The sequence below is a fragment of the Streptomyces gardneri genome (genome assembly GCF_006539185.1).
Taxonomy (GTDB): Bacteria; Actinomycetota; Actinomycetes; order Streptomycetales; family Streptomycetaceae; genus Streptomyces; species Streptomyces gardneri.
Map to the genome: position 1 here is coordinate 1 of NZ_BJMN01000059.1, position 22952 is coordinate 22952.

The following is a 22952-nucleotide window of genomic DNA, read 5'->3' on the forward strand; positions in this document are numbered from 1 at the left end:
CGCGCCCGCCGCGCTCGTCCTGCCGATCGTGGCGGGCGGACTGCTGCTCCGCCCCGCCAGCCTGCTCGGCCTGTACGCGGCCGCCGCCGGCGCCCTCATCGTCGAGTCCGTCGTCCTCGGCCCGTACACCCAGGGCCCCGCCCGGGTCACCCCAGGAACCGTCCTCACGGTCGCCGCCTGCGGACTCTTCGGACTCCTCATCGCCCAGTTCCGTGCCCGCGTCGGCGTGCCCTGGCGGCGCGGCGGCACCATGCTCTTCGACCTGCGCGAACGCATCCGCGTACAGAGCGCCCTGCCCCGCCTCCCGCAGGGCTGGCACCGCGAGATGGCACTCCGCCCGGCCGGCGGCCAGTCCTTCTCCGGCGACTTCGTCGTCGCCGCCCGCACCCACGGCGGCCGCACCCTGGAGGTCGTCCTCACCGACGTCTCCGGCAAGGGCATGGACGCGGCCTCCCGCTCCCTGCTGCTCTCCGGCGCCTTCGGCGGCCTCCTCGGCTCGCTCCCGCCGCACGGCTTCCTGCCCGCCGCCAACGGCTACCTGCTCCGGCAGAACTGGGACGAGGGCTTCGCCACCTCCATCCACCTCGTCCTCGACCTGGACTCCGGCGACTACGAGCTGTTCTCCGCCGGCCACCTCCCCGCACTCCAGCTCCACGCGGGCAGCGGCCGCTGGGAGGAGAAGGCCGCGGATGGCCCCCTCCTCGGTGTCTACGACGGGGCCGAGTTCCACCCGGTCAAGGGCGCGCTGCAGCCCGGCGACGTCCTCATGCTCTTCACCGACGGCCTCGTCGAGGCCGCCGACCGGGACATCGCCGAGGGCATCGACCGCCTCACCGGCGAGGCCGACCGCTGCGTCGCCGAGGGCTTCGAGGGCGTCACCTGGCACCTGATCGAGGCCGTCGCCAAGGACGTCAACGACGACCGGGCACTCCTCCTCATCTCCCGCCGCGCCTGAACCGGCCACGCCCGTGTGACGTGATCTTCTCCACGACGATTCGTCAGTGTGCGGCGGGGGCAGGGGGGTTGGTGGCACGATGGAGCCAACGGGGGGCGTTGCGTGACGCGGACTCCCTGGTGGGCAAGGCGGGACCGACCGAGGGTGTGATCAGTTGTGGCCATTTCACTGTCTGTGGTGTTGCTGTTGGCAATCATCCTGGTGGTGCTGATCCGCGGGGGGAACCTCAAGGGCGGCCCGGCCGTCGTCGCCGTCCTCTTCGGCTTCTTCCTCGCCTCGACCGGCATGGCCGACGACATCCAGCGCTTCCTGGACTCGATAACGCAGACGGTCGGCTCCATAAAGTTCTGAGCCGAAGACGACGCGGGCGGGTGGCCGACGTCGGTCCGCCGGCTACCGGCCCTTGGGCGCCCTGGAAGACTTGGCCGCCTTGGACTTCTTGGCAGTCGTCGCGGCGGGCTTCTTCGCGGCCGCCACGGCCGGCTTCTTGGCGGTCGCCGCGGTCGCCACGGCCGGCTGCGCGGGCTGGGCGGGCTGTGCCGCCGGCTTCGCGGTCTGTGCGGCCTGCGGCCTCGGGGCGGACCGCTTCGCACCCATGTCGCCGCCCGTGACGGCGGCACTCGGCTTCGCGGGCTCACGGGAGTCGCGCAGCGACCACTTGAGCTCGATCTCCAGCTCGATCTCCCCGTCCTCGATCTCCAGCTCCACCTCGCTGCGGAACTCGTCGGGGACGTGCAGGCTCAGCGTCCCGGCCCCCAGCTCCAGTTCGGCCTCCCCGCCCTTCCTCAGCGCGGCGGCGAGGGCGGTCAGCTGATCGGCTGCCTCAAGGCGGGACACCGAGCGCTTCCGCTCGAACTTCAGGTCCTTCATCGCTACCTCCGGTGCGACGGGAGACGGGCTGAGCCCAGTCTGCGCGAGCCCGCCGGACCCGGCATCTCGCGAGCCTCCGCAAACGCCTCGGGGCCGGCCTGGAGAGACTTCTCCGGACCGGCCCCGAGACCGTGGAGCGGGTGACGGGAATCGAACCCGCGTAGCTAGTTTGGAAGACTAGTGCTCTACCATTGAGCTACACCCGCACATCATCGCGCCGCAGGTCACGAGGACCGCGGCACGGACAGCATGTTAGCGGGTCGGAGGACCTTTCCGCACACCCGTAAAACGGGGGGCGCCGCACTGTCCGCGTCCATGTACCCTACGTGTCGCACCGACGGGGTGTGGCGCAGCTTGGTAGCGCGTCCGCTTTGGGAGCGGAAGGCCGTGGGTTCAAATCCCGCCACCCCGACCATGTCGATCACGCGCCCACCGGTCGCGTTCTTGATCACGTTATGGCTGCCTCCCCGCTTGCGGTTACTATGCAAGCTGCGTGCCCGTGTGTCTTTCTGACCGGGCCGACCCGCCGGAACCGCGGACCGCGGAGACGGTGGATTCCAGGAATCAGCCACAAGGAGACCGAACCGTGAAGAGCGCCGTGGAGACCCTGAACCCGACTCGGGTTCGGCTCACTGTCGAGGTGCCCTTCGAGGAGCTCAAGGACAGCCTCGACGCGGCGTACAAGAAGATCAACCAGCAGGTCACGGTCAAGGGCTTCCGTAAGGGCAAGATCCCGGCTCGCGTGATCGACCAGCGGTTCGGCCGCGGCGCCGTGCTGGAAGAGGCCGTCAACGACGCGCTCCCGAAGTTCTACACCGAGGCCGTCAACGAGGCCGAGGTCAACCCGCTGGGTCAGCCCGAGGTCGACATCACCGAGCTGAAGGACGGCGAGCTGCTGGCCTTCACCGCCGAGGTCGACATCCGCCCGACGATCGAGATCCCGGACTACTCCGGCATCGAGGTCACCGTCGACGCGGTCGAGGTCACCGACGAGGACATCGAGAAGTCGGTGGAGCAGCTCCGTGAGCGCTTCGCCTCGACGTCCACCGTCGAGCGCGCCGCCCAGGACGGCGACGTCGTCACCATCGACCTCGAGGCCAAGGTCGACGGCGAGGTCCTGCCCGACGGTGTCGCCGACGGTGTCTCGTACACCATCGGTTCCGGCGAGCTGCTCGACGGCATCGACGAGGCCGTCAAGGGCCTGGAGGCCGGTGGCGAGGCCACCTTCACCTCGCAGCTGAAGGGCGGCTCCGCCGAGGGCAAGGACGCGGAGGTCACCGTCAAGGTCACCACCGTCGCCGCCCGTGAGCTCCCCGAGCTGGACGACGAGTTCGCGCAGATGGCGTCGGAGTTCGACACCCTCGACGAGCTCAAGGCCGACAGCCGCAAGCGCCTCGAGAACATGAAGCAGTTCGACCAGGCCACCCAGGCCCAGGAGCGCGTCCTCGACGAGCTCCTCAAGCTGGTCGAGGTCCCGATGCCCGAGAAGCTTCTCGAGGACGAGATCAACACCCGCAAGCACAACCTGGAGCACCACCAGCTCGGCCAGATGGGCATCGACCTCGCGAAGTACCTGGAGCTCCAGGGCAAGACCGAGGAAGAGTTCCTGGCGGAGACCAAGGAGCAGGCCGAGAAGGGCATCAAGACGCAGTTCATCCTCGATGAGCTCGTCAACAAGGAGAAGCTCGACGTCTCCCGTGAGGAGCTCACCGAGCACCTCTTCCGTCGCGCCGCCTCCTCCGGCATGAGCCCCGACCAGTTCGCCCAGGCCGTGGCCCAGGGCGGCCAGGTGCCGATGCTCGTCGGCGAGGTCGCCCGCGGCAAGGCCCTCGCGGTCGTCGTCGAGGCCGCCAAGGTCCTCGACAGCAACGGTGAGGTCGTCGACCTCTCCGACGACGAGGACGAGGTCGAGACCGCCGCCGAGGCCGTCGAGGCCGTCACCGGCGAGGCCGAGGTCTCCGAGGACAAGTAAGCGGCTCCGCGCCCCGGCGCGGAACCCCGCTCCACGGGCCCGTACGCACTGCTGTGCGTCCGGGCCCGTGGGCGTACCGGAACCCCTTATGCGTCCGCACGTACCTTGCGCTCCCAGCGAACAGTTCGGGAACCGGGATGGCGTTGTCCTACCTGCGCGTTAGGGTCCATGAATACGAGGGCACTGCCCTCAGAACAAGACGCTGAGACGGCCTTGGCCGTCGGAGACGAGCAGGTGGATACGTGACGAATCTGAAGCCTTACGCCGCGGGTGAGCCGTCCATCGGTGGCGGCCTCGGCGACCATGTCTACAACCGGCTGCTCGGCGAGCGGATCATCTTCCTCGGCCAGCAGGTCGACGACGACATCGCCAACAAGATCACCGCTCAGATGCTCCTCCTGGCCGCCGACCCGGAGAAGGACATCTTCCTGTACATCAACAGCCCCGGTGGCTCGGTGACGGCCGGCATGGCCGTCTACGACACCATGCAGTACATCCCCAACGACGTCGTCACCATCGGTATGGGCATGGCGGCCTCCATGGGGCAGTTCCTGCTCACCGGTGGTACCGCCGGCAAGCGCTTCGCGCTGCCGAACACCGACATCCTGATGCACCAGGGCTCCGCCGGCATCGGCGGCACCGCCTCGGACATCAAGATCCAGGCCGAGTACCTCCTTCGCACGAAGAGGCGCATGGCCGAGATCACCGCGCACCACTCCGGCCAGACCGTCGAGACGATCATCCGTGACGGTGACCGCGACCGCTGGTTCACCGCGGACGAGGCCAAGGACTACGGCCTCATCGACGCCATCATCACGCACGCCGCGGGTGTTCCCGGCGGCGGCGGCACGGGCGCCTGAGCCCCGGCAGTCCGCTCAAGAGCCCCAGCCCACCGAACGCCACCAGGACGGTGAACACCCAGATGCAGAACAACCTCTCCGCGAGCGGCCTCTACACCGGCGCGCCGATGGACAACCGCTACGTCGTTCCGCGCTTCGTCGAGCGCACCTCGCAGGGCGTCCGAGAGTACGACCCGTACGCGAAGCTCTTCGAGGAGCGCGTGATCTTCCTCGGCGTGCAGATCGACGACGCCTCCGCCAACGACGTCATGGCGCAGCTCCTGTGCCTGGAGTCGATGGACCCGGACCGCGACATCTCGATCTACATCAACAGCCCGGGCGGCTCCTTCACCGCCCTCACGGCCATCTACGACACGATGCAGTTCGTGAAGCCGGACATCCAGACGGTCTGCATGGGCCAGGCGGCCTCCGCCGCGGCCGTGCTGCTCGCCGCCGGCACGCCCGGCAAGCGGATGGCCCTGCCGAACGCGCGCGTGCTGATCCACCAGCCCTCCGGCGGCACCGGCCGTGAGCAGCTCTCCGACCTGGAGATCGCGGCCCGCGAGATCCTGCGGATGCGCAGCCAGCTGGAGGAGATGCTGGCCAAGCACTCCTCGACGCCGATCGAGAAGATCCGCGAGGACATCGAGCGTGACAAGATCCTGACCGCGGAGGACGCCCTCGCGTACGGTCTCGTCGACCAGATCGTCTCGACCCGCAAGAGCACGGCCTCCGCCGAGCGCTGACGCCCGACCTTCCCTCGGCACGGGGCACATGACACATTCCCGTCCATGTGAACCGTGCCAAGGGGGGCCCGAACGGGGGGCCCGGCAAGGTACCGTCGAATATGAGGCACCAGGAGTCGCTGAACCAAGCACTCCCAGGCGAAGGGGAAGCACCTCGTGGCACGCATCGGTGATGGCGGCGACCTGCTCAAGTGCTCGTTCTGCGGAAAGAGCCAGAAGCAGGTGAAGAAGCTCATCGCGGGACCCGGTGTGTACATCTGCGACGAGTGCATCGACCTCTGCAACGAGATCATCGAGGAAGAACTCGCGGAGACGAGCGAGGTGCGCTGGGAGGAACTCCCCAAGCCCCGCGAGATCTACGAGTTCCTCGAGGGTTACGTCGTCGGGCAGGAGCCCGCGAAGAAGGCCCTCTCGGTCGCGGTGTACAACCACTACAAGCGCGTCCAGGCCGGCGAGAACGGCGGCGCGCAGGGCCGGGACGACGCCATCGAGCTGGCGAAGTCCAACATTCTGCTGCTCGGCCCCACGGGCTCGGGGAAGACGCTGCTCGCGCAGACCCTGGCCCGCATGCTCAACGTCCCGTTCGCCATCGCCGACGCGACGGCGCTGACGGAGGCCGGCTATGTCGGCGAGGACGTCGAGAACATCCTGCTCAAGCTGATCCAGGCGGCCGACTACGACGTCAAGAAGGCCGAGACCGGGATCATCTACATCGACGAGATCGACAAGGTCGCCCGTAAGAGCGAAAACCCGTCGATCACGCGTGACGTGAGCGGTGAGGGCGTCCAGCAGGCGCTCCTCAAGATCCTGGAGGGCACCACCGCCTCCGTACCGCCGCAGGGCGGCCGGAAGCACCCTCACCAGGAGTTCATCCAGATCGACACGACGAACGTGCTCTTCATCGTGGGCGGCGCCTTCGCCGGCCTCGAGAAGATCATCGAGTCGAGGGCGGGCGCCAAGGGCATCGGCTTCGGGGCGACCATCCGCTCCAAGCGCGAGATCGAGGCGAGCGACCAGTTCCAGGAGGTCATGCCGGAGGACCTGGTGAAGTTCGGGATGATCCCGGAGTTCATCGGCCGTCTGCCCGTCCTCACCTCCGTCCACAACCTGGACCGCGAGGCGCTCCTCCAGATCCTCGTCGAGCCGCGGAACGCCCTGGTGAAGCAGTACCAGCGCCTCTTCGAACTCGACGGCGTGGAGCTGGACTTCGACCGCCCGGCCCTGGAGGCCATCGCCGACCAGGCGATCCTGCGCGGCACCGGCGCGCGCGGCCTGCGCGCCATCATGGAGGAGGTCCTCCAGTCGGTGATGTACGAGGTCCCGTCCCGCAAGGACGTGGCCCGGGTCGTCATCACGGCGGACGTCGTCCGGAACAACGTCAACCCGACGCTGGTCCCGCGGATCGTGAAGAACGACGGCAGGCACGAGAAGTCGGCGTAGTAGGACACGCAGAAGCGCCCGGGTAGTTCAGCGAGCTACCCGGGCGCAGTCGTGTCGGCTGTGTACTGGACATGACCAAGGGTGATCAAGCCATTCCTTCGAGCGACTCTTGACGGCCCGGCACCTCGATCGAACACTTGAGTGATAGTTCGATCAGTCGAGATGCGTGGGAGACAGACGTGCTTCGCTCAAAAGTCCAGCGGGTGTTGGTCGCCGCGTGTATCGCTGCTGCTGCGGGCATCTTGCCGGTGGCTGCTGCTGCTCCTGCGCAGGCCACGACGATTCAATGTCTGACATGGCTGGACTTTAAGGGCTATATCGTAGGCCCGAAGGTAAGGACTGCCTGTGGCTACACCTCCGATGTGGGATGGGGCTTCTGCGTGGCGGGGCTCGTAAATGCGGGAGTCAGGCAGACGGACGCGATTACGGCCTGCGACTTGGCTAGCCGATAATTCCCTTGGCGCTCATGGCGATGCCCGGTCGGTTCAGCGAACCGACCGGGCATCGCCATGTTCGGCTGTAGGGGGATCAGGCCTTGACGCGGACTTCCTTGCGGAGCTTGGCGGTGAGGGAGGCGGCGTCCTCGGGGGAGCCGGCCTTACCCGACATCAGGGCGGACGCGTCGGTCGGGACCACGAAGCCCACTGTGCTGTGGTCGGCCCACACGCACATCGTCACAGTGAAGGCAGGCATGCTGGTGGCGGCGTCTGCCTTGCTCTTGGCCTGCTGGCACTTGAGGACCGCGCCGTCGAGCTCGGCCGGCTTGTACTCCTGGGGGCTGCCTTCAAGCTGCGGCGAGCCTGCCTTGCCCGCGTCCTTGTCGGCCTCGGCCTTGACGCTGGCGAACACGGTGTCGACGACCTGCTCCGGGTCGTCGATCTCACCGTAGAGACCGTTGAAGGAGATGAACTTGCCCGCGAGGGGGTTGGCCTTGTCCTCCACCTTGTAGCCGGCGCGGACCTGCTGGGCGTTCTTGACGCCCTTCTGCGAGGCCTCCTTGAGGGAGTCCTCGCCACTCGACTTGTCGCTGCCAGGGTCCTTCTTGTACTCGCCGAGCACCGTCTCCGGCGTGATCAGCTTGTGCGGGCCGTCGTCCGCGACCGAGGAGCTACCGCCGCCGAAGACGAAGTACGCGCCGACGCCGAGCGCCGCGACGACCGCGACCGCGCCGATGATCCAGCCGGCCTTGGACTTCTTCGGGGCCGGCGGGTGCGGGACGTAGCCGCCGGGGCCCTGGGGGGCGCCGTACTGGGGCTGCTGGCCGTAGGGGCCGGGCTGCTGGGGCTGCTGCGGGTAGCCGTACGGCGGCTGCTGCGGCGGGACGCCCTGCGGGGCCTGCTGGGGGTACCCATAGCCCGGCTGGGGAGCCTGCGGCTGGCCGTACGGGCCCGGCTGCTGCGGCTGCTGGCCGTACGGGCCCGGCTGGCCGTAGGGGCCGGGCTGCTGGGGCGGCTGGCCGCCGTACGGGCCGGGCTGGTTGTAGCTCATCGACAGGTTCCCCTCACAGGATGTTTATGTCTGCCGAACATCCTGGCGGAAGCGATGACCATGAAGTGCGGCGGGGGCCACACCGTTACCGAACCAAAGCGTTTCAGGACAAGGCGAGGACACCCCTAAACTGGCCCCGTGACCGAGAACACTCAGCAGCAGACAGCGCCCACCACCGAACTGCCGACCCAGTACGCGCCGGCCGAGGTAGAGGGGCCGCTGTACCAGCGCTGGGTAGAGCGCGGGTACTTCGAGGCGGACGCGAAGAGCGAGAAGCCGCCGTACACGATCGTCATCCCGCCGCCGAACGTCACCGGCTCCCTGCACCTGGGCCACGCCTTCGAGCACACGCTGATCGACGCCCTCACCCGCCGCAAGCGCATGCAGGGCTTCGAGACGCTGTGGCAGCCGGGCATGGACCACGCAGGCATCGCCACCCAGAACGTCGTCGAGCGCGAGCTCGCCAAGGAGGGCAAGTCCCGCCACGACCTGGGCCGCGAGGCCTTCGTCGAGCGCGTCTGGCAGTGGAAGGCCGAGTCCGGCGGTCAGATCTCCGGCCAGATGAAGCGTCTGGGTGACGGCGTCGCCTGGTCCCGTGAGCGCTTCACCATGGACGAGGGTCTGTCCCAGGCCGTCCAGACCATCTTCAAGAAGCTCTACGACGACGAGCTGATCTACCGCGCCGAGCGCATCATCAACTGGTGCCCGCGCTGTCTCACGGCCATCTCGGACATCGAGGTCGAGTACCAGGACGACGACGGCGAGCTCGTCTCGATCCGGTACGGCGAGGGGGACGACTCGCTGGTCGTCGCCACCACCCGCGCCGAGACGATGCTCGGCGACACGGCCGTCGCCGTCCACCCCGACGACGAGCGGTACAAGCACCTGATCGGCCGGCAGATCAAGCTGCCGCTGACCGACCGCACGATCCCGGTCGTCGCCGACACCCACGTCGACCCCGAGTTCGGCACCGGCGCCGTCAAGGTGACCCCGGCGCACGACCCGAACGACTTCGAGATCGGCCAGCGCCACAACCTGCCGAACCTCGCCGTCATGGACGAGCGCGCCATCATCACGGCCCACGGCCCCTTCCAGGGCCTGGACCGCCTGGAGGCCCGTTCCGCCATCGTCGCCGCGCTGCGCGCCGAGGGCAGGATCGTCGCCGAGAAGCGTCCGTACACCCACTCCGTCGGCCACTGCTCGCGCTGCAAGACCACCATTGAGCCGCGCCTGTCGATGCAGTGGTGGGTCAAGGTCGGCCCGCTCGCGCAGGCCGCCGGCGACGCGGTCCGCGACGGCAAGGTCAAGATCCACCCGCAGGAGATGGAGAAGCGGTACTTCGACTGGGTCGACAACCTGCACGACTGGTGCATCTCGCGCCAGCTGTGGTGGGGTCACCGCATCCCCGTCTGGTACGGCCCGAACGGCGAGGTCGTCTGCGTCGGACCGGACGAGCAGCCGCCGACGGGCGAGGGCTGGCACCAGGACACCGACGTCCTGGACACCTGGTTCTCCTCCGGCCTGTGGCCGTTCTCCACGCTGGGCTGGCCCGAGCGGACCGAGAGCCTCGAGAAGTTCTATCCGAACTCCGTCCTGGTCACCGGCTACGACATCCTCTTCTTCTGGGTCGCCCGGATGATGATGTTCGGTCTGTACGCGATGGACGGCACCCCGCCGTTCCACACCATCGCCCTGCACGGCATGGTCCGTGACCAGAACGGCAAGAAGATGTCGAAGTCCTTCGGCAACGTGGTCAACCCGCTGGACTGGATGGACACGTACGGCTCCGACGCCGTCCGCTTCACCCTGGCCCGCGGCGCCAACCCGGGCGTCGACGTCCCGATCGGCGAGGACTGGGTCCAGGCCTCCAGCAAGTTCGCCAACAAGATCTGGAACGCCACCCGCTTCGCGCTGATGAACGGCGCGACGGTCGAGGGCCCGCTGCCGGACGCCTCGGAGATGTCGGCGACCGACCGCTGGATCCTGTCGCGGCTCAACAAGACGGTCGCCGAGGTCGACGCGTTCTACGACGACTACCAGTTCTCGAAGCTGTCGGACGCCCTCTACCACTTCGCGTGGGACGAGGTCTTCGACTGGTACGTCGAGCTGTCGAAGACGACGTTCTTCGCCGGCGGCGAAGGCGCCCGGGTCTCCGGCCGGGTCCTCGGCGAGGTCCTCGACGTCATGCTGCGCCTGCTGCACCCGGTGGTCCCGTTCGTCACCGAGACGCTGTGGACCACGCTGACCGGCGGCGAGTCCGTCGTGATCGCCGACTGGCCGAAGGACAGCGGCTTCCGCGACGCGGCCGCCGAGCAGGAGATCGCCCTGGTCCAGCGGGTCATCACCGAGGTCCGCCGGTTCCGCAAGGAGCAGGGCCTCCAGGACGCCCAGAAGGTGCCCGCCCGCCTCACGCTGGACGGCACCACGCTCGCCGCGCACGAGGCGGCCATCCGCCAGATCCTGCGCCTCCAGCCGGAGGGCGAGGGCTTCTCCGCCACCGCCTCCCTGCCGGTCGCCGGGGCGACTGTCGCGCTCGACCTGTCGGGCACGATCGACGTCGAGGCCGAGCGCAAGCGCCTCGCGAAGGACCTCGCGGCGGCGGAGAAGGAGAAGGCCCAGGCGAACGGGAAGCTCGGCAACGAGGCCTTCCTCGCCAAGGCCCCGGACAACGTGGTCGACAAGATCCGTGGCCGCCTCGCCAAGGCGGACGAGGACATCGCCCGTATCAAGACGCAGCTGGCGACCCTGCCGCAGGCGTAGCCGTACGGAAGGGGCCCGGAACCGACTCGGTTCCGGGCCCCTCCGCGTGTCTGCGTACCTGCGTGTCTGCGTACCTGCGTACCTGCGTACCTGCGTCTCCGTCAGGACTCCGTGGCGACCGGGCCGACGCCCGCCGTCTCGGAGTTCCGCCGGGTCTTCGCCCAGCCCGTCCGGCCGCGGACGAGGCGGACGAAGCCGCGCGCCGAGACGACGAACAGGTGGTACGCGTACAGCCAGAGCGCGAACCCCCACAGCAGGCCCTTGAGCCGGGAGCGGTCGGGGGCGAACTCGCGGCGGTAGACCGGGCCCCAGAGCAGGAACGGGACGACCGACCCAGACGTGAGCGGTGGGGAAGTCGGTACGCAGCCGGGTCACGGTGGTCGCGATCACGTCCCCCTCGTCACGGCAGGGGACGAAGAAGTGCCAGTCGTACGCGGTGGGGTCGCCGGCCTCGGTGGGGCGGCTGCGCTCCTCCGGCCGGGCCGGCATCCCGGCCAGGTGGCCGACGATCCGCTCGCGCGGCGTACCGGGGGAGAGGTCGAGCCCCTCGGGCAGCCGCAGGAGCTCGGCGAGGCGGCGGTTCGCGCGGATGATCCGGAGCTCGTGGCCGAGGAGGAGGGCCGCCTGGGGGAGGGAGTCGAGGAGAGCGGCGGCGAAGGACAGCTGCTCCTGGGATGCTTCGTGCACATTTCAGAGTGAAACGGCAATGTGGGCGAAGTGCCCGATCTCACACCAGAAGGGACTTCGGGTCCACCGTCTCGGGACGAAAGACCTTGGATGATGGACGGCATGCTCCGCCTCCCCACCGTCCCCGCGCTGCGCCGTTGCGTGGACCGGTGGGCCGTCTCGCCCCGCGCCCTCGACGTCGTCACCGCGCTGAGCGCCTTCGGCCTGATGGTCCTCGACGTGCCGGGCCTCGCCCGCGCCGACAACTCGCTCACCGGGGTCACCGCGACCCTGGTCCTGGCGGCCGGGGCGGCCACGCTGGTGCTCAGGCGCCGGCTGCCGTGGGTCCCGTACCTCGTGGCGCTCGGCCTGATGGGGTGGCTCCACGAGCTCACCATGATCCAGTTCGCGTTGTACTCGATCGGCCGGTTCCGGGGGCGGCGGGCCGCCGTCGCCGCCACCGTGCTCTACATCGGCGTGGCGCTCGCCCTCTTCCAGACGCCCGGCTGGCCCGCCCGGCACGGCGACACCCTGAGCGACTTCCTGAGCATCGTCGTCCCGATCGGCGTCCTCGCGGCGGGCGTCGGCATCGCCGCGTACCGCCAGGACCTCGTGCGCGCCCTGGAGGTCCAGCGCCGCGAGGCCGCCGCCCGGCAGGCCGTGCAGGAGGAGCGGATCTCCGTCGGCCGGGACGTCCACGACCTGGTCGGCCGGGAGCTCACCGTCCTCGCGGTACGGGCCGAGGTCCTCGCCGTACGGGCGCGGGGCGACGCGCACCAGAAGGACTTCGAGGAGCTCGCGGACACCGCCCGCCGTGCCCACCTCATGCTCAACGAGACGATCGTGCGCCGCGCCGACCGGGACGCGGCCACCCCCGGGCTCGAAGGGCTCGCCGCGCTCGCCGAGGAGAGCGAACGGATGGGCAGCCCCGTCGATCTGACGGTCGCCGAGGAGGCCAGGGCGCTCTCGCCGCTGCGGCAGGCGGCCGTCCACCGGGTCGTCCAGGAGTGCCTGACGAACACCGCCAAGCACGCGCCCGGCCTGCCGGTGACGGTCACGATCACGGTGGAGGGACCCGATCTGCGGATCGAGGTGCGCAACCCGCTGCCGAAGACCCCGCCGGACCCGGCGCCCGTCTCGACGGGCACCGGGCTGTTCTCCATGGAGGAGCGGGTCACCAGCATGGGCGGCACGCTGAAGGCCCGCGCGGAGGACGGCGGGTACGTGGTGACGGCGCTGCTCCCGACGGGCCTCGACCGCTAGGAGGCCCCGCCCGCCCCGACCCACTGGCGGACCGCTCCCGACCCGCCTCCGGCCCGTCAGCGGACCCGCTCCGCCTTCCCCATGACCCGCTGGAGGCTGTCGAAGTCCTCCACGCACCGACCCGAGCCCAGTGCCACGCAGTCCAGCGGCCGGTCCGCGACGAAGACCGGGATCTCCGTCGCCGAGGCGAGCCGCAGGTCGAGCCCCGGCAGCAGTGCCCCGCCGCCGGTCAGGACGATGCCGTGCTCCATCACGTCGCCGGACAGCTCCGGCGGGCACTCCTCCAGCGTCGCCCGCACCGCCGCGATGATCGCCTCCACCGGCTCGTCGAGCGCCTCCCGCACCTCCGGCACCGTCAGCTGCACCGTCCGGGGCAGCCCGCTGACCTTCTCCCGCCCCCGCACGGTGAAGGTGGCCCGCTCCCGCTCCTCCTCGCCCGGCACCGGCCACGCCGAGCCGATCGCGACCTTGACGTCCTCGGCCGTGCGTTCGCCGATGAGGAGCGAGTGCTCCTTGCGGACGAAGTCGGTGATGGCGGCGTCGAGGCGGTCGCCGCCGACCCGCAGCGACTGGGCCGTGACGATCCCGCCCAGCGAGATGACGGCGACCTCGGTCGTCCCGCCGCCGATGTCGACGACCATCGAGCCGCGCGGGTCGGAGACCGGGAGCCCCGCCCCGATCGCCGCCGCCATCGGCTCCTCGATGAGGTGCACCGCCCGCGCCCCCGCCGAGAGCGAGGCGTGCACGATGGCCCGCCGCTCGACCTGGGTCACCCCGCTCGGCACGCAGACCACCATCCGGGTGCGGGGCCTGCGGCGGCCCGGGACCGCCTTGCGCACGAAGTGCCGGATCATCTCCTCGGCCGCCTCGTAGTCGCTGATCACGCCGTCCTTGAGGGGGCGGATCGCGCTGATCGACCCCGGTGTGCGACCGATCGTCTCCTTCGCCTCGGTGCCGACCGCGAGTGCCTGCCGCGAGCCCTCCTGGACCGCCACCACCGACGGCTCGTTGAGCACGATGCCCTGGCCCCGGGCGTAGAGGAGCGTGTTGGCCGTGCCGAGGTCGATCCCTATGTCCATGATCGCCAAGTTTGCCGGGCCGCTCCGGCGGACGGTGGACCGAAAGTCCCGAAAGGGGTGGGTCCATGGTCCTGTCGGTACCCCTCCGTAGACTGGGCCCGTGAGTGAGCCGAGCGACCAGAGTGACGACCAGTTCGACGACATCGTCGATGCCGAGACGAACCGCGACCCCGACCTGGCGGTGATCGAGGCCGGCAGCCGCACCCTGCGCACGCAGGGCGGTCAGCCCCAGGGCGATCCCGTGCCGAGCCGCCCCGAGGACCCGGAGCTCGACAAGGCGCTCCGCGAGGTCGAGACCGAGCTGTCCACCCGCTGGGGCGAGACCAAGCTGGAGCCCTCGGTCACCCGGATCGCGGCCCTGATGGACGTGCTCGGCGACCCGCAGCGCGCGTACCCCTCGATCCACATCACCGGCACCAACGGCAAGACGTCGACGGCCCGCATGATCGAGGCCCTGCTCGGCGCCTTCGAGCTGCGCACCGGGCGGTACACCTCGCCGCATGTGCAGACGATCACCGAGCGGATCAGCCTGGACGGCGCCCCGATCTCCGCCGAGCGGTTCGTCGAGACGTACCAGGACATCAAGCCGTACGTGGAGCTGGTCGACGCCCGTGAGGAGTACCGCCTCTCCTTCTTCGAGGTCCTCACCGGCATGGCGTACGCGGCCTTCGCCGACGCCCCGGTCGACGTGGCCGTCGTCGAGGTCGGCATGGGCGGCACCTGGGACGCGACGAACGTCATCGACGCCTCGGTCGCCGTCGTCACCCCGATCGACCTCGACCACACCGACAGGCTCGGCGGGACGACCGGCGAGATCGCCGGCGAGAAGTCCGGGATCATCAAGCAGGGCGCGACCGTCATCCTGGCCCAGCAGCCGGTGGACGCGGCCCAGGTCCTGCTGAAGAAGGCCGTCGAGGTGGACGCCACCGTCGCCCGCGAGGGCATGGAGTTCGGCATCGTCTCCCGCGAGGTCGCGGTCGGCGGCCAGCTCCTCACCCTGCGCGGCCTGGGCGGCGAGTACGACAACGTCTTCCTGCCGCTGCACGGCGCCTACCAGGCGCACAACGCGGCGGTGGCGCTCGCGGCGGTCGAGGCCTTCTTCGGCATCGGCGCCGAGCACGCCAGGACCCTGGACCCGGACACGGTGCGCACGGCCTTCGCCCAGGTGGCCTCGCCCGGCCGCCTGGAGATCGTCCGCTCCTCCCCGACGGTGATCCTCGACGCCGCGCACAATCCGCACGGCGCGCGCGCCACGGCGGAGGGCGTCAGCGAGGCCTTCGGCTTCTCGCGGCTCATCGGCGTGGTCTCCACGAGCGGGGACAAGGACGCCAAGGGCCTCCTCGAAGCCTTCGAGCCGATCCTCGCGGAGGTCGTGATCACGGCGAACTCCAACCCGCGGGCCACCGACGTGGACGCGCTCGCCGCGGCCGCGGTCGAGGTCTTCGGCGAGGACCGGGTCGTCGTCGAGCCGCGGCTCGACGACGCCATCGAGGCCGCGATCACCCTTGCGGAGGAAGAGGCCGAGTACGGCGGCGCGGGAGTCCTCGTGACCGGTTCGATCTTCACGGTCGGCGACGCCCGGCTGCTGCTGCGAAGGGGCTGACACCGATGCGCATCCTCTGTTCCTCGACGCTCATCGGCGAGTTCTTCGTCATCGGCTTCGCCGGACTCGTCGCCATGAAGGACGACAGTCTCGCGATGTCGACCGTCTGGACCGTCTGCGGCGTCGCGATGGCCCTCTCGGTGCTGCTGTGCGGGATGGTCACCCGCCCCGGCGGCGTACAGCTCGGCTGGGCGCTCCAGGTCGGCCTGATCGCCAGCGGCTTCTTCGTGCCGGTCATGTACGCCCTCGGGGCGGTCTTCGCCGTCCTGTGGTGGGCCTCGGTGCACTACGGCCGGAAGGTCGACGACATCAAGGCCCGCTGGGCCGAGTCGCAGGCCGGGCAGGCCACGGCAGGGCCTGACGCTGCGTAATCGAGGGCCGTGCGGGACCTGTAGCCTCGGAGGTCCCGCACACCGCTTTTCCGAAGGAGTCCCCCCGTGAGCCAGCGCACGCTCGTCCTGCTCAAGCCCGACGCCGTCCGCCGTGGCCTGATCGGCGAGATCATCGGCCGTATCGAGCGCAAGGCCGGCTGGACCCTCGCGGCCCTGGAGCTGCGCGAGCTGGACCAGGACACGCTGGAGCAGCACTACGGCGAGCACAAGGGCAAGCCCTTCTACGAGCCGCTGATGGGCTTCATGTCCTCCGGTCCCGTCGTCGCGCTCGTCGTCGAGGGCGAGCGGGTCATCGAGGGCGTCCGCCAGCTCGCCGGCCCGACCGACCCGATCGCCGCCGCGCCCGGCTCCATCCGTGGCGACTTCGGCACCATCGTCCGCGAGAACCTGATCCACGCCTCGGACTCCGAGGAGTCGGCGCTCCGCGAGCTGAAGATCTTCTTCCCGGGTCTCGTCTGATCCGGTGAGCTGATCCTGTGCGCTGATCCGGTACTGACCCGGCGTCAGCCGATCAGCACAACCCTGTGGGGCGACCGAAGGAATTTCGGTCGCCCCCAGGCATATGAACGCCAATCCCGGGAACGGATCGCCGCGTCCTGCCGTCACCAGTACTGAGGTGGACCAACGCGCGGCATCCGCGCGGGCGGCACTACGATGGAAAACTCCACGCCGCACCACTCTCAGCCATGGGAAATCAAGGGGAACTCAATGTCGTTCATCGGCCGTGACATGGCTGTCGACCTCGGGACCGCCAACACGCTGGTGTACGTCAGGGGCCGAGGCATCGTTCTGAACGAGCCGTCCGTCGTCGCGATCAACACCAACACCGGCGGCATCCTGGCGGTCGGTGCCGAGGCGAAGAAGATGATCGGCCGGACGCCCGGCAACATCGTCGCCGTCCGCCCGCTCAAGGACGGCGTGATCGCCGACTTCGAGATCACGGAGCGGATGCTCCGTTACTTCATCCTCAAGATCCACAAGCGCCGCTACCTCGCGCGCCCCCGGGTCGTCGTCTGCGTGCCCTCCGGCATCACCGGCGTGGAGCGCCGCGCCGTCATCGAGGCCTCGACGCAGGCCGGTGCCCGCCAGGTGCACATCATCGAGGAGCCCATGGCGGCGGCCATCGGCTCGGGCCTCCCCGTCCACGAGGCCACCGGCAACATGGTCGTCGACATCGGCGGCGGCACCACCGAGGTCGCCGTCATCTCGCTCGGCGGAATCGTCACGGCACAGTCGATCCGGGTCGCCGGCGACGAGCTGGACAACGCGATCATCCAGCACATCAAGAAGGAGTACTCGCTCCTCCTCGGTGAGCGGACCGCCGAGCAGATCAAGATCACCATCGGCTCGGCCTACGACCTCGACAAGGACGAGCACACCGAGATCCGCGGCCGCGACCTCGTCTCCGGCCTGCCCAAGACGGTCGTCATCTCCGCCGCCGAGGTCCGCAAGGCCATCGAGGAGCCGGTCAACTCGATCGTCGACGCCGTGAAGACGACCCTCGACAAGTGCCCGCCGGAGCTCTCCGGTGACGTCATGGACCGCGGCATCGTTCTCACGGGTGGAGGCGCCCTGCTGCGCGGCCTCGACGAGCGGCTCCGCCGCGAGACCGGCATGCCGATCCACATCGCCGAGGACCCGCTGGACTCGGTGGCGCTCGGCGCCGGCAAGTGCGTGGAGGAGTTCGAGGCCCTCCAGCAGGTGCTGGACGCCCAGCCGCGCCGCTAGGCGCGGTACCGCACCCGCACCACACGAGCAGAACCCACAAGAGAACACGTACAGCCGAACAACGAACCACGAGGAAAGGCACGGCCGCCGCACGTGAGGGACACACGAGAGAGCCGGCTGCTCCTGGTGCTGCTGATCGCCATCGCGTTCGCACTGATCACGGTGGACATCCGCGGAGGCCAGGAGTCACCCGTCGACGGTGCCCGACAGGCCGCCGCCGCGGTCTTCGGGCCCGTCGAGAACGGTGTGGCGGCGGCCGTCGACCCCATCGGGAACGCCATAGGCGCGGTACGCGACTCCGGTGAGCGGCACACCCGGATCGCCGCCCTGGAGAAGGAGAACGCCGAGCTGAAGGCCGAGCTCGGCAGCGACGACCGCAACCGCAACCGGCTGCGCGAGCTCGACGCCATGCTCAAGACGGCCGGCGCCGGGCAGTACGGCATCAAGGGCGCGCAGGTCATCGCCATAGGAGCGGCCCAGGGCTTCTCCTGGACGGTCACCGTCGACGTCGGTGCCCGCGACGGCATCAAGCGGGACATGACCGTGCTCAACGGCGCCGGACTCGTCGGCCGCGTCACCACCGTCGGCCCGTCCACCTCCACGGTCCTCCTCGCCAACGACCCCGACTTCACCGTCGGCACGCGCATGGAGAAGAGCGACGAACTCGGCTTCGCCACCGGCCAGGGCGACGGCCCCCTGCTCGTCCAGCTCCTCAACGGCAAGGCCAAGGTGAAGGAGGGCGACCGTCTCGTCACCTTCGGCTCCAGCGGCGACAAGCCCTTCGTGCCGGGCGTCCCGGTCGGCGAGATCGTCCGTGTCGACCCCGCGGGCGGCGGCCTGACCCGTAACGTCTACGTCCGTCCGTACGTCGGCTTCACCAAGCTCGACATCGTCGGCGTCGTCGTCCAGGCCCCCCGCTCCAACCCGCGCGACATGGTCCTGCCGCAGAAGCCCAAGCCCGCCCCGACCGTCACGGTCACGGTCACACCACCGCCACCGGACGGGCAGCAGGCCGCCGACGGACAGAAGCCGAACGAGAACCAGCAGGGCCAGGACCAGGGGGACGCGACACCGTGAAGTTCAACCGCATCCTCCTCTCCGCGACCCTGATCGTGGTCGCCCTCGTCGTCCAGGTCTCCGTCCTCGCCCGACTGCAACTCCCCGGCGCCGTCCCCGACCTGGTCCTCCTCACCGTGATCGCCCTCGCCCTGGTGTACGGCCCGGTCAGCGGCTCCCTCATCGGCTTCACCGCCGGGCTCCTCGCCGACCTCGCCCCGCCCGCCGACCACGCCGCCGGCCGCTACGCCCTCGTGCTCTGCGTCGTCGGCTACCTGGTCGGCCTCGCCAAGCCCGAGAACGGCCGGCTGACCTCCGCGACCGGCCCCATGGCCGTCGTCGTCGTCGCGGCCGTCGGCTCGACGCTCCTCTACGCGGGCGTCGGCGCGCTCGTCGGCGACACCGCAGCCCGCCATGTGGGCCTGGGCTTCCTGCTGTTCACCGCGGCGGTCTACGACCTGCTCCTCGCGCCCTTCACCGTGCCGCTCATCATGGCCCTGGCCCGGCGCGCCGAGAACGATCCGCTCGCCGACGCCGGCGGGGGCAACGGCGCCGACGTGGCCTCCGGCTGGCTCTCCTCCGGCACCGGCCTGCGGATCGGCAACCAGCGCGGCGGCCTGCGCGTGAAGGCCGCCCGGAGCCGCGCCACACGGGCCGGCCGCATCAAGGGCGTCAAGCGACTGTGACCGAGGGGGTCCCGGCAGTATGAGCAACATCCCCGAGACGGGGCGGACCCCGCGGGTCCAGATCCGGCTCGTCGTCATCCAGATCCTCGTCTTCTCGCTGCTCCTGACCCTGGGAGGCCGCCTCTGGTACCTCCAGATCCGGAACGGCAAGGAGTACACGGACGAGGCGAAGAACAACCACGTCCAGCAGGTCGTCCGGCCCGCCGTCCGCGGCTCCATCCTGGACGCCCGCGGCGTCCCGCTCGCCGACAACGAGACCCGCCTGGTCGTCTCGGCGTCCCGTACCGAGCTGATGAAGATAAAGGACAAGGGCAAGGACGTCCTCACCCGGCTCGCCGGCGTCCTGGAGATGAAGCCCGAGGACGTGATCAACAAGATCCGCCTCTGCGACTCCAAGACCCCCAAGCCCTGCTGGAACGGTTCGCCCTACCAGCCGATCCCCGTGACCGACGAGGCCACCACCCAGCAGGCGCTGACGATCCGCGAGGCCTCCGAGGACTTCCCCGGCATCACCGCCGAACCCGCCGCCGTGCGCCGCTACCCCGCGCCCGGCAAGGCCCGCACCGCCCAGGTGCTCGGCTACCTCTCGCCCGTCACCGACACCGAGATCGAGAAGGCCAAGGACGGCGACTCCCCGTTCCTCCGCTCCGACCAGGTCGGCCGCTCCGGCATCGAGCGGACGTACGACAAGGAGCTGCGCGGCAAGGCGGGTGTCACCCGGTACGAGGTCGACAACCTCGGCCGGGTCATGGGCCAGACCGAGTCCGACCCCGGGGTCGCCGGCTCGACCCTCGTCACGAGCATCGACGCCCGGGTCCAGGCCGTCGCCGAGTACGAGCTCAACGAGGCCATGAAGGCCGTCCGGAACGAGACCGACAAGATCACCAGTCGCAAGTACGAGGCCGACTCGGGCGCCGTCGTCGTCATGGAGGCGAAGACCGGCCGCATCGTCGCGATGGCCTCCCAGCCCGACTACGACCCGAACGCCTGGGTCGGCGGCATCTCCGCCAAGGACTACGCCGCGCTCACCAGCAAGAACTCCAACTACCCGCTGCTCAACCGGGCCATCCAGGGCCAGGCCGCCGCGGGCTCCATCTTCAAGGTGGTGTCGGCGAGCGCCGCCGTCCGAGCCGGCCACGACTTCAACGACAAGTACAACTGCAGCAGCTCCTACAGCCTCGGCAACCGCAGCTTCGCCAACTTCGAGTCCAAGGGACACGGCCCCATCACCCTGGGCGAGGCCCTCAAGTTCTCCTGCAACACCGTCTTCTACGCCCTGGGCCACCAGGAGTGGCAGCGGGACGGCGGCATCAAGCCCAAGAAGGGCGCCAACGACTGGTTCTACCGGACCGCCCGGGACTTCGGACTCGGCTCCGAGACCGGCATCGACCTGCCCAACGAGGTCAAGGGCCGCATCCCCGACCGCCAGTGGAAGCAGAACTTCTGGGCGGCCAACAAGGACGCGTGGTGCAAGCAGGGCAAGAAGGGCGGCACCTACGTCGAGCAGATCGCCTACGAGAGCTGCCTCGAAGGCAACCAGCTCAAGGCCTACGACAGCATCAACTTCGCCATCGGCCAGGGTGACGTCCTCGTCACCCCCATCCAGATGGCCACCGCCTACTCCGCCATCAGCAACGGCGGCACCCTCTTCGACCCCACCGTCGGCAAGGCCGTCATCAGCCCCGACGGCAAGAGCGTCCGGGAGATCAAGCCGAAGGCGCACGGCAAGCTGCCCGTCGGCGCCGAGACCATCAGCGACCTCGACAAGGGACTGCGCTCGGTCGTCGAGCCCGGCGGCACCGCCGCCTGGCGCTTCGGCGGCTGGCCCCAGGACAAGATCCCGCTGCGGGCCAAGACCGGCACCGCCCAGGTCTACGGCAAGCAGACCACGTCGTGGCTGGCGACCTACTCCGACGACTTCACCATCATCATGACGATCTCCCAGGGCGGCACCGGCTCCGGAGCCTCCGGCCCCGCCGTGCGCAACATCTACGACGCCCTCTACGGCCTCGACGACGCGGGCAACCAGGACCTCAAGCGGGCCCTGCTCCCCAAGCCGCAGAAGGCCCTGCCGAAGGTCAACGCCGACGGCACCATCGACGCCCCCGACATCAAGGCGTACGACCCGAAGTCCCAGCTGGTCGCACCCGTCGAGGACGGCGGCCCGCCGCCCCTCGCAGGCCCGCCCGCCCACCTGAGGGACTGACCCGATGACGACACGTAGCTTCTCCGTCTCCCGATACGCGCCCGAGCGCGGGCCGCTCGCGAAGCTCACCGCCCGCGACTCGCTGCTCCGCCGCCTCGACTGGCCGATACTGCTCTCGGCGCTCGCGCTCTCCTTCATCGGGTCGCTGCTCGTCTGGTCCGCGACCCGGAACCGCACCGAGCTGAACCAGGGCGACCCGTACTACTTCCTCTTCCGGCACGCGCTCAACACCGGCATCGGGGTCGCCCTGATGATCGGCACGATCTGGCTCGGCCACCGCACCCTGCGCGGCGCGGTCCCGATCCTCTACACGCTCTCGATCGTGCTGATCCTCGCCGTCCTCACCCCGCTCGGCGCCACCATCAACGGCGCCCACGCGTGGATCGTCGTCGGCGGCGGCTTCTCGCTCCAGCCCAGCGAGTTCGTGAAGATCACGATCATCCTGGTCATGGCGATGCTGCTGGCCGCCAAGGTCGATGCGGGCGACCAGCTCCACCCCGACCACCGCACCGTCGCCAAGGCCCTCACGCTGGCCGCCCTCCCCATGGGCATCGTCATGCTGATGCCCGACCTCGGCTCGGTCATGGTCATGGCCGTCATCGTCCTCGGCGTCCTGCTCGCCTCCGGCGCCTCCAACCGCTGGGTCCTCGGCCTGATCGGCGCGGGCATCGGCGGCGCGGTCCTCGTCACGGCGCTCGGCATGCTGGACGAGTACCAGATCAACCGCTTCGCGGCCTTCGCCAACCCCGACCTCGACCCCGCGGGCGTCGGCTACAACACCAACCAGGCCCGCATCGCGATCGGCTCCGGCGGCCTCCTCGGCTCCGGACTCTTCAAGGGCTCCCAGACCACCGGCCAGTTCGTGCCCGAGCAGCAGACCGACTTCGTCTTCACGGTGGCGGGGGAGGAGCTGGGCTTCGTCGGCGCGGGTCTGATCCTGCTGCTCCTCGGCGTCGTCCTGTGGCGGGCCTGCCGGATCGCCCGCGAGACCACCGAGCTCTACGGCACGGTCGTCGCCGCCGGCATCATCGCCTGGTTCGCCTTCCAGTCCTTCGAGAACATCGGCATGACGCTCGGCATCATGCCGGTCGCGGGCCTGCCGCTGCCGTTCGTCTCGTACGGCGGCTCGTCGATGTTCGCCGTGTGGGTGGCGATCGGGCTGCTGCAGTCGATCAGGGTGCAGCGCCCCATGACGGCGTAGGG

Annotated in this window: 20 protein-coding genes, 2 tRNA genes and 1 pseudogene; 18 read left to right on the plus strand and 5 right to left on the minus strand. The window is 69.6% G+C overall.

The window, feature by feature from the left end; translation table 11 throughout:
- Together SGA01_RS35235 and SGA01_RS35240 are read left to right on the plus strand one after the other, a co-directional pair.
- On the plus strand, positions 1-955 hold a 955-nt coding region (locus SGA01_RS35235; protein ID WP_141301936.1), incomplete at its 5' end, for a PP2C family protein-serine/threonine phosphatase.
- Between the two features lie 156 nt (positions 956-1111).
- Positions 1112-1306, plus strand: coding sequence for a hypothetical protein (locus SGA01_RS35240; RefSeq protein ID WP_030684996.1), 195 nt, complete (start codon positions 1112-1114; stop codon positions 1304-1306).
- Positions 1307-1348: 42 nt separating this feature from the next.
- On the opposite strand, the gene SGA01_RS41530 is transcribed toward SGA01_RS35240, so the two are convergent.
- Together SGA01_RS41530 and SGA01_RS35250 are read right to left on the minus strand one after the other, a co-directional pair.
- Positions 1349-1825 carry an amphi-Trp domain-containing protein gene (locus SGA01_RS41530; RefSeq protein ID WP_176602607.1) on the minus strand — a complete coding sequence of 159 codons (477 nt, stop codon included), beginning with the start codon at positions 1823-1825 and terminating at the stop codon, positions 1349-1351.
- 132 nt (positions 1826-1957) lie between these two features.
- A tRNA-Gly gene (locus tag SGA01_RS35250) sits at positions 1958-2031 on the minus strand.
- 132 nt (positions 2032-2163) lie between these two features.
- Here SGA01_RS35250 and SGA01_RS35255 point away from each other — a divergent pair.
- From SGA01_RS35255 to clpX, 5 genes are all read left to right on the plus strand, one after another.
- Positions 2164-2240 (plus strand) — tRNA-Pro (locus tag SGA01_RS35255).
- Positions 2241-2411: 171 nt separating this feature from the next.
- A complete protein-coding gene (gene tig, locus SGA01_RS35260) occupies positions 2412-3797 on the plus strand; it encodes a trigger factor (protein WP_141301938.1) in 1386 nt (461 codons plus the stop codon).
- 242 nt (positions 3798-4039) lie between these two features.
- Positions 4040-4657, plus strand: a complete 618-nt coding sequence (locus tag SGA01_RS35265) for an ATP-dependent Clp protease proteolytic subunit (RefSeq protein ID WP_141301940.1) — start codon at positions 4040-4042, stop codon at positions 4655-4657.
- A gap of 62 nt (positions 4658-4719) precedes the next feature.
- Positions 4720-5382 carry an ATP-dependent Clp protease proteolytic subunit gene (locus SGA01_RS35270; protein WP_037641831.1) on the plus strand — a complete coding sequence of 221 codons (663 nt, stop codon included), beginning with the start codon at positions 4720-4722 and terminating at the stop codon, positions 5380-5382.
- Positions 5383-5538: 156 nt separating this feature from the next.
- Positions 5539-6822 (plus strand): ATP-dependent Clp protease ATP-binding subunit ClpX, encoded by a 1284-nt coding sequence (gene clpX, locus SGA01_RS35275; protein WP_015033605.1) that lies wholly within the window; start codon positions 5539-5541, stop codon positions 6820-6822.
- 528 nt (positions 6823-7350) lie between these two features.
- On the opposite strand, the gene SGA01_RS35280 is transcribed toward clpX, so the two are convergent.
- Positions 7351-8310, minus strand: coding sequence for a hypothetical protein (locus tag SGA01_RS35280; protein WP_141301942.1), 960 nt, complete (start codon positions 8308-8310; stop codon positions 7351-7353).
- Positions 8311-8448: 138 nt separating this feature from the next.
- On the opposite strand from SGA01_RS35280, the gene SGA01_RS35285 reads away from it, so the two are divergent.
- Complete coding sequence (locus SGA01_RS35285; protein WP_141301944.1) at positions 8449-11070, plus strand: valine--tRNA ligase; 2622 nt, start codon at positions 8449-8451, stop codon at positions 11068-11070.
- 101 nt (positions 11071-11171) lie between these two features.
- On the opposite strand, the pseudogene SGA01_RS43130 reads toward SGA01_RS35285, so the two are convergent.
- A pseudogene (locus SGA01_RS43130) lies at positions 11172-11405 on the minus strand (glycosyl transferase); the annotation flags it as partial.
- An 85-nt stretch (positions 11406-11490) separates the two neighbouring features.
- On the opposite strand from SGA01_RS43130, the gene SGA01_RS35295 reads away from it, so the two are divergent.
- Together SGA01_RS35295 and SGA01_RS35300 are read left to right on the plus strand one after the other, a co-directional pair.
- Positions 11491-11769 carry a hypothetical protein gene (locus tag SGA01_RS35295; RefSeq protein WP_141301946.1) on the plus strand — a complete coding sequence of 93 codons (279 nt, stop codon included), beginning with the start codon at positions 11491-11493 and terminating at the stop codon, positions 11767-11769.
- A 90-nt stretch (positions 11770-11859) separates the two neighbouring features.
- The gene (locus SGA01_RS35300) at positions 11860-12999 is read left to right on the plus strand and encodes a sensor histidine kinase (RefSeq protein WP_229917522.1); all 1140 of its coding nucleotides are present in this window, start codon (positions 11860-11862) and stop codon (positions 12997-12999) included.
- 56 nt (positions 13000-13055) lie between these two features.
- Here the strand turns inward: SGA01_RS35300 and SGA01_RS35305 are convergent, their stop codons facing one another.
- Positions 13056-14078 carry a rod shape-determining protein gene (locus SGA01_RS35305; RefSeq protein WP_167534246.1) on the minus strand — a complete coding sequence of 341 codons (1023 nt, stop codon included), beginning with the start codon at positions 14076-14078 and terminating at the stop codon, positions 13056-13058.
- Positions 14079-14178: 100 nt separating this feature from the next.
- Here SGA01_RS35305 and folC point away from each other — a divergent pair, with 100 nt between their 5' ends.
- The 8 genes from folC to rodA all read left to right on the plus strand — a co-directional run bounded on the left by folC (position 14179) and on the right by rodA (position 22950).
- Complete coding sequence (folC, locus tag SGA01_RS35310) at positions 14179-15681, plus strand: bifunctional tetrahydrofolate synthase/dihydrofolate synthase (RefSeq protein ID WP_141301950.1); 1503 nt, start codon at positions 14179-14181, stop codon at positions 15679-15681.
- A gap of 5 nt (positions 15682-15686) precedes the next feature.
- A complete protein-coding gene (locus SGA01_RS35315; RefSeq protein ID WP_141301952.1) occupies positions 15687-16052 on the plus strand; it encodes a DUF4233 domain-containing protein in 366 nt (121 codons plus the stop codon).
- Between the two features lie 66 nt (positions 16053-16118).
- On the plus strand, positions 16119-16532 hold the full coding sequence (ndk, locus tag SGA01_RS35320; protein WP_141301954.1) for a nucleoside-diphosphate kinase: 414 nt from the start codon (positions 16119-16121) through the stop codon (positions 16530-16532).
- Positions 16533-16781: 249 nt separating this feature from the next.
- On the plus strand, positions 16782-17801 hold the full coding sequence (locus tag SGA01_RS35325; RefSeq protein ID WP_055643471.1) for a rod shape-determining protein: 1020 nt from the start codon (positions 16782-16784) through the stop codon (positions 17799-17801).
- A gap of 93 nt (positions 17802-17894) precedes the next feature.
- Positions 17895-18878: a rod shape-determining protein MreC gene (mreC, locus tag SGA01_RS35330; protein WP_055643472.1), complete on the plus strand. Its 984-nt coding sequence runs from the start codon at positions 17895-17897 to the stop codon at positions 18876-18878.
- Positions 18875-19543, plus strand: a complete 669-nt coding sequence (mreD, locus tag SGA01_RS35335; RefSeq protein WP_141301956.1) for a rod shape-determining protein MreD — start codon at positions 18875-18877, stop codon at positions 19541-19543. The genes mreC and mreD overlap by 4 nt, the downstream gene beginning before the upstream one ends.
- A gap of 19 nt (positions 19544-19562) precedes the next feature.
- The gene (gene mrdA / locus SGA01_RS35340) at positions 19563-21749 is read left to right on the plus strand and encodes a penicillin-binding protein 2 (protein ID WP_141301958.1); all 2187 of its coding nucleotides are present in this window, start codon (positions 19563-19565) and stop codon (positions 21747-21749) included.
- A 4-nt stretch (positions 21750-21753) separates the two neighbouring features.
- Positions 21754-22950: a rod shape-determining protein RodA gene (rodA, locus tag SGA01_RS35345; protein ID WP_141301960.1), complete on the plus strand. Its 1197-nt coding sequence runs from the start codon at positions 21754-21756 to the stop codon at positions 22948-22950.
- The last annotated feature ends 2 nt before the right edge of the window (positions 22951-22952 follow it).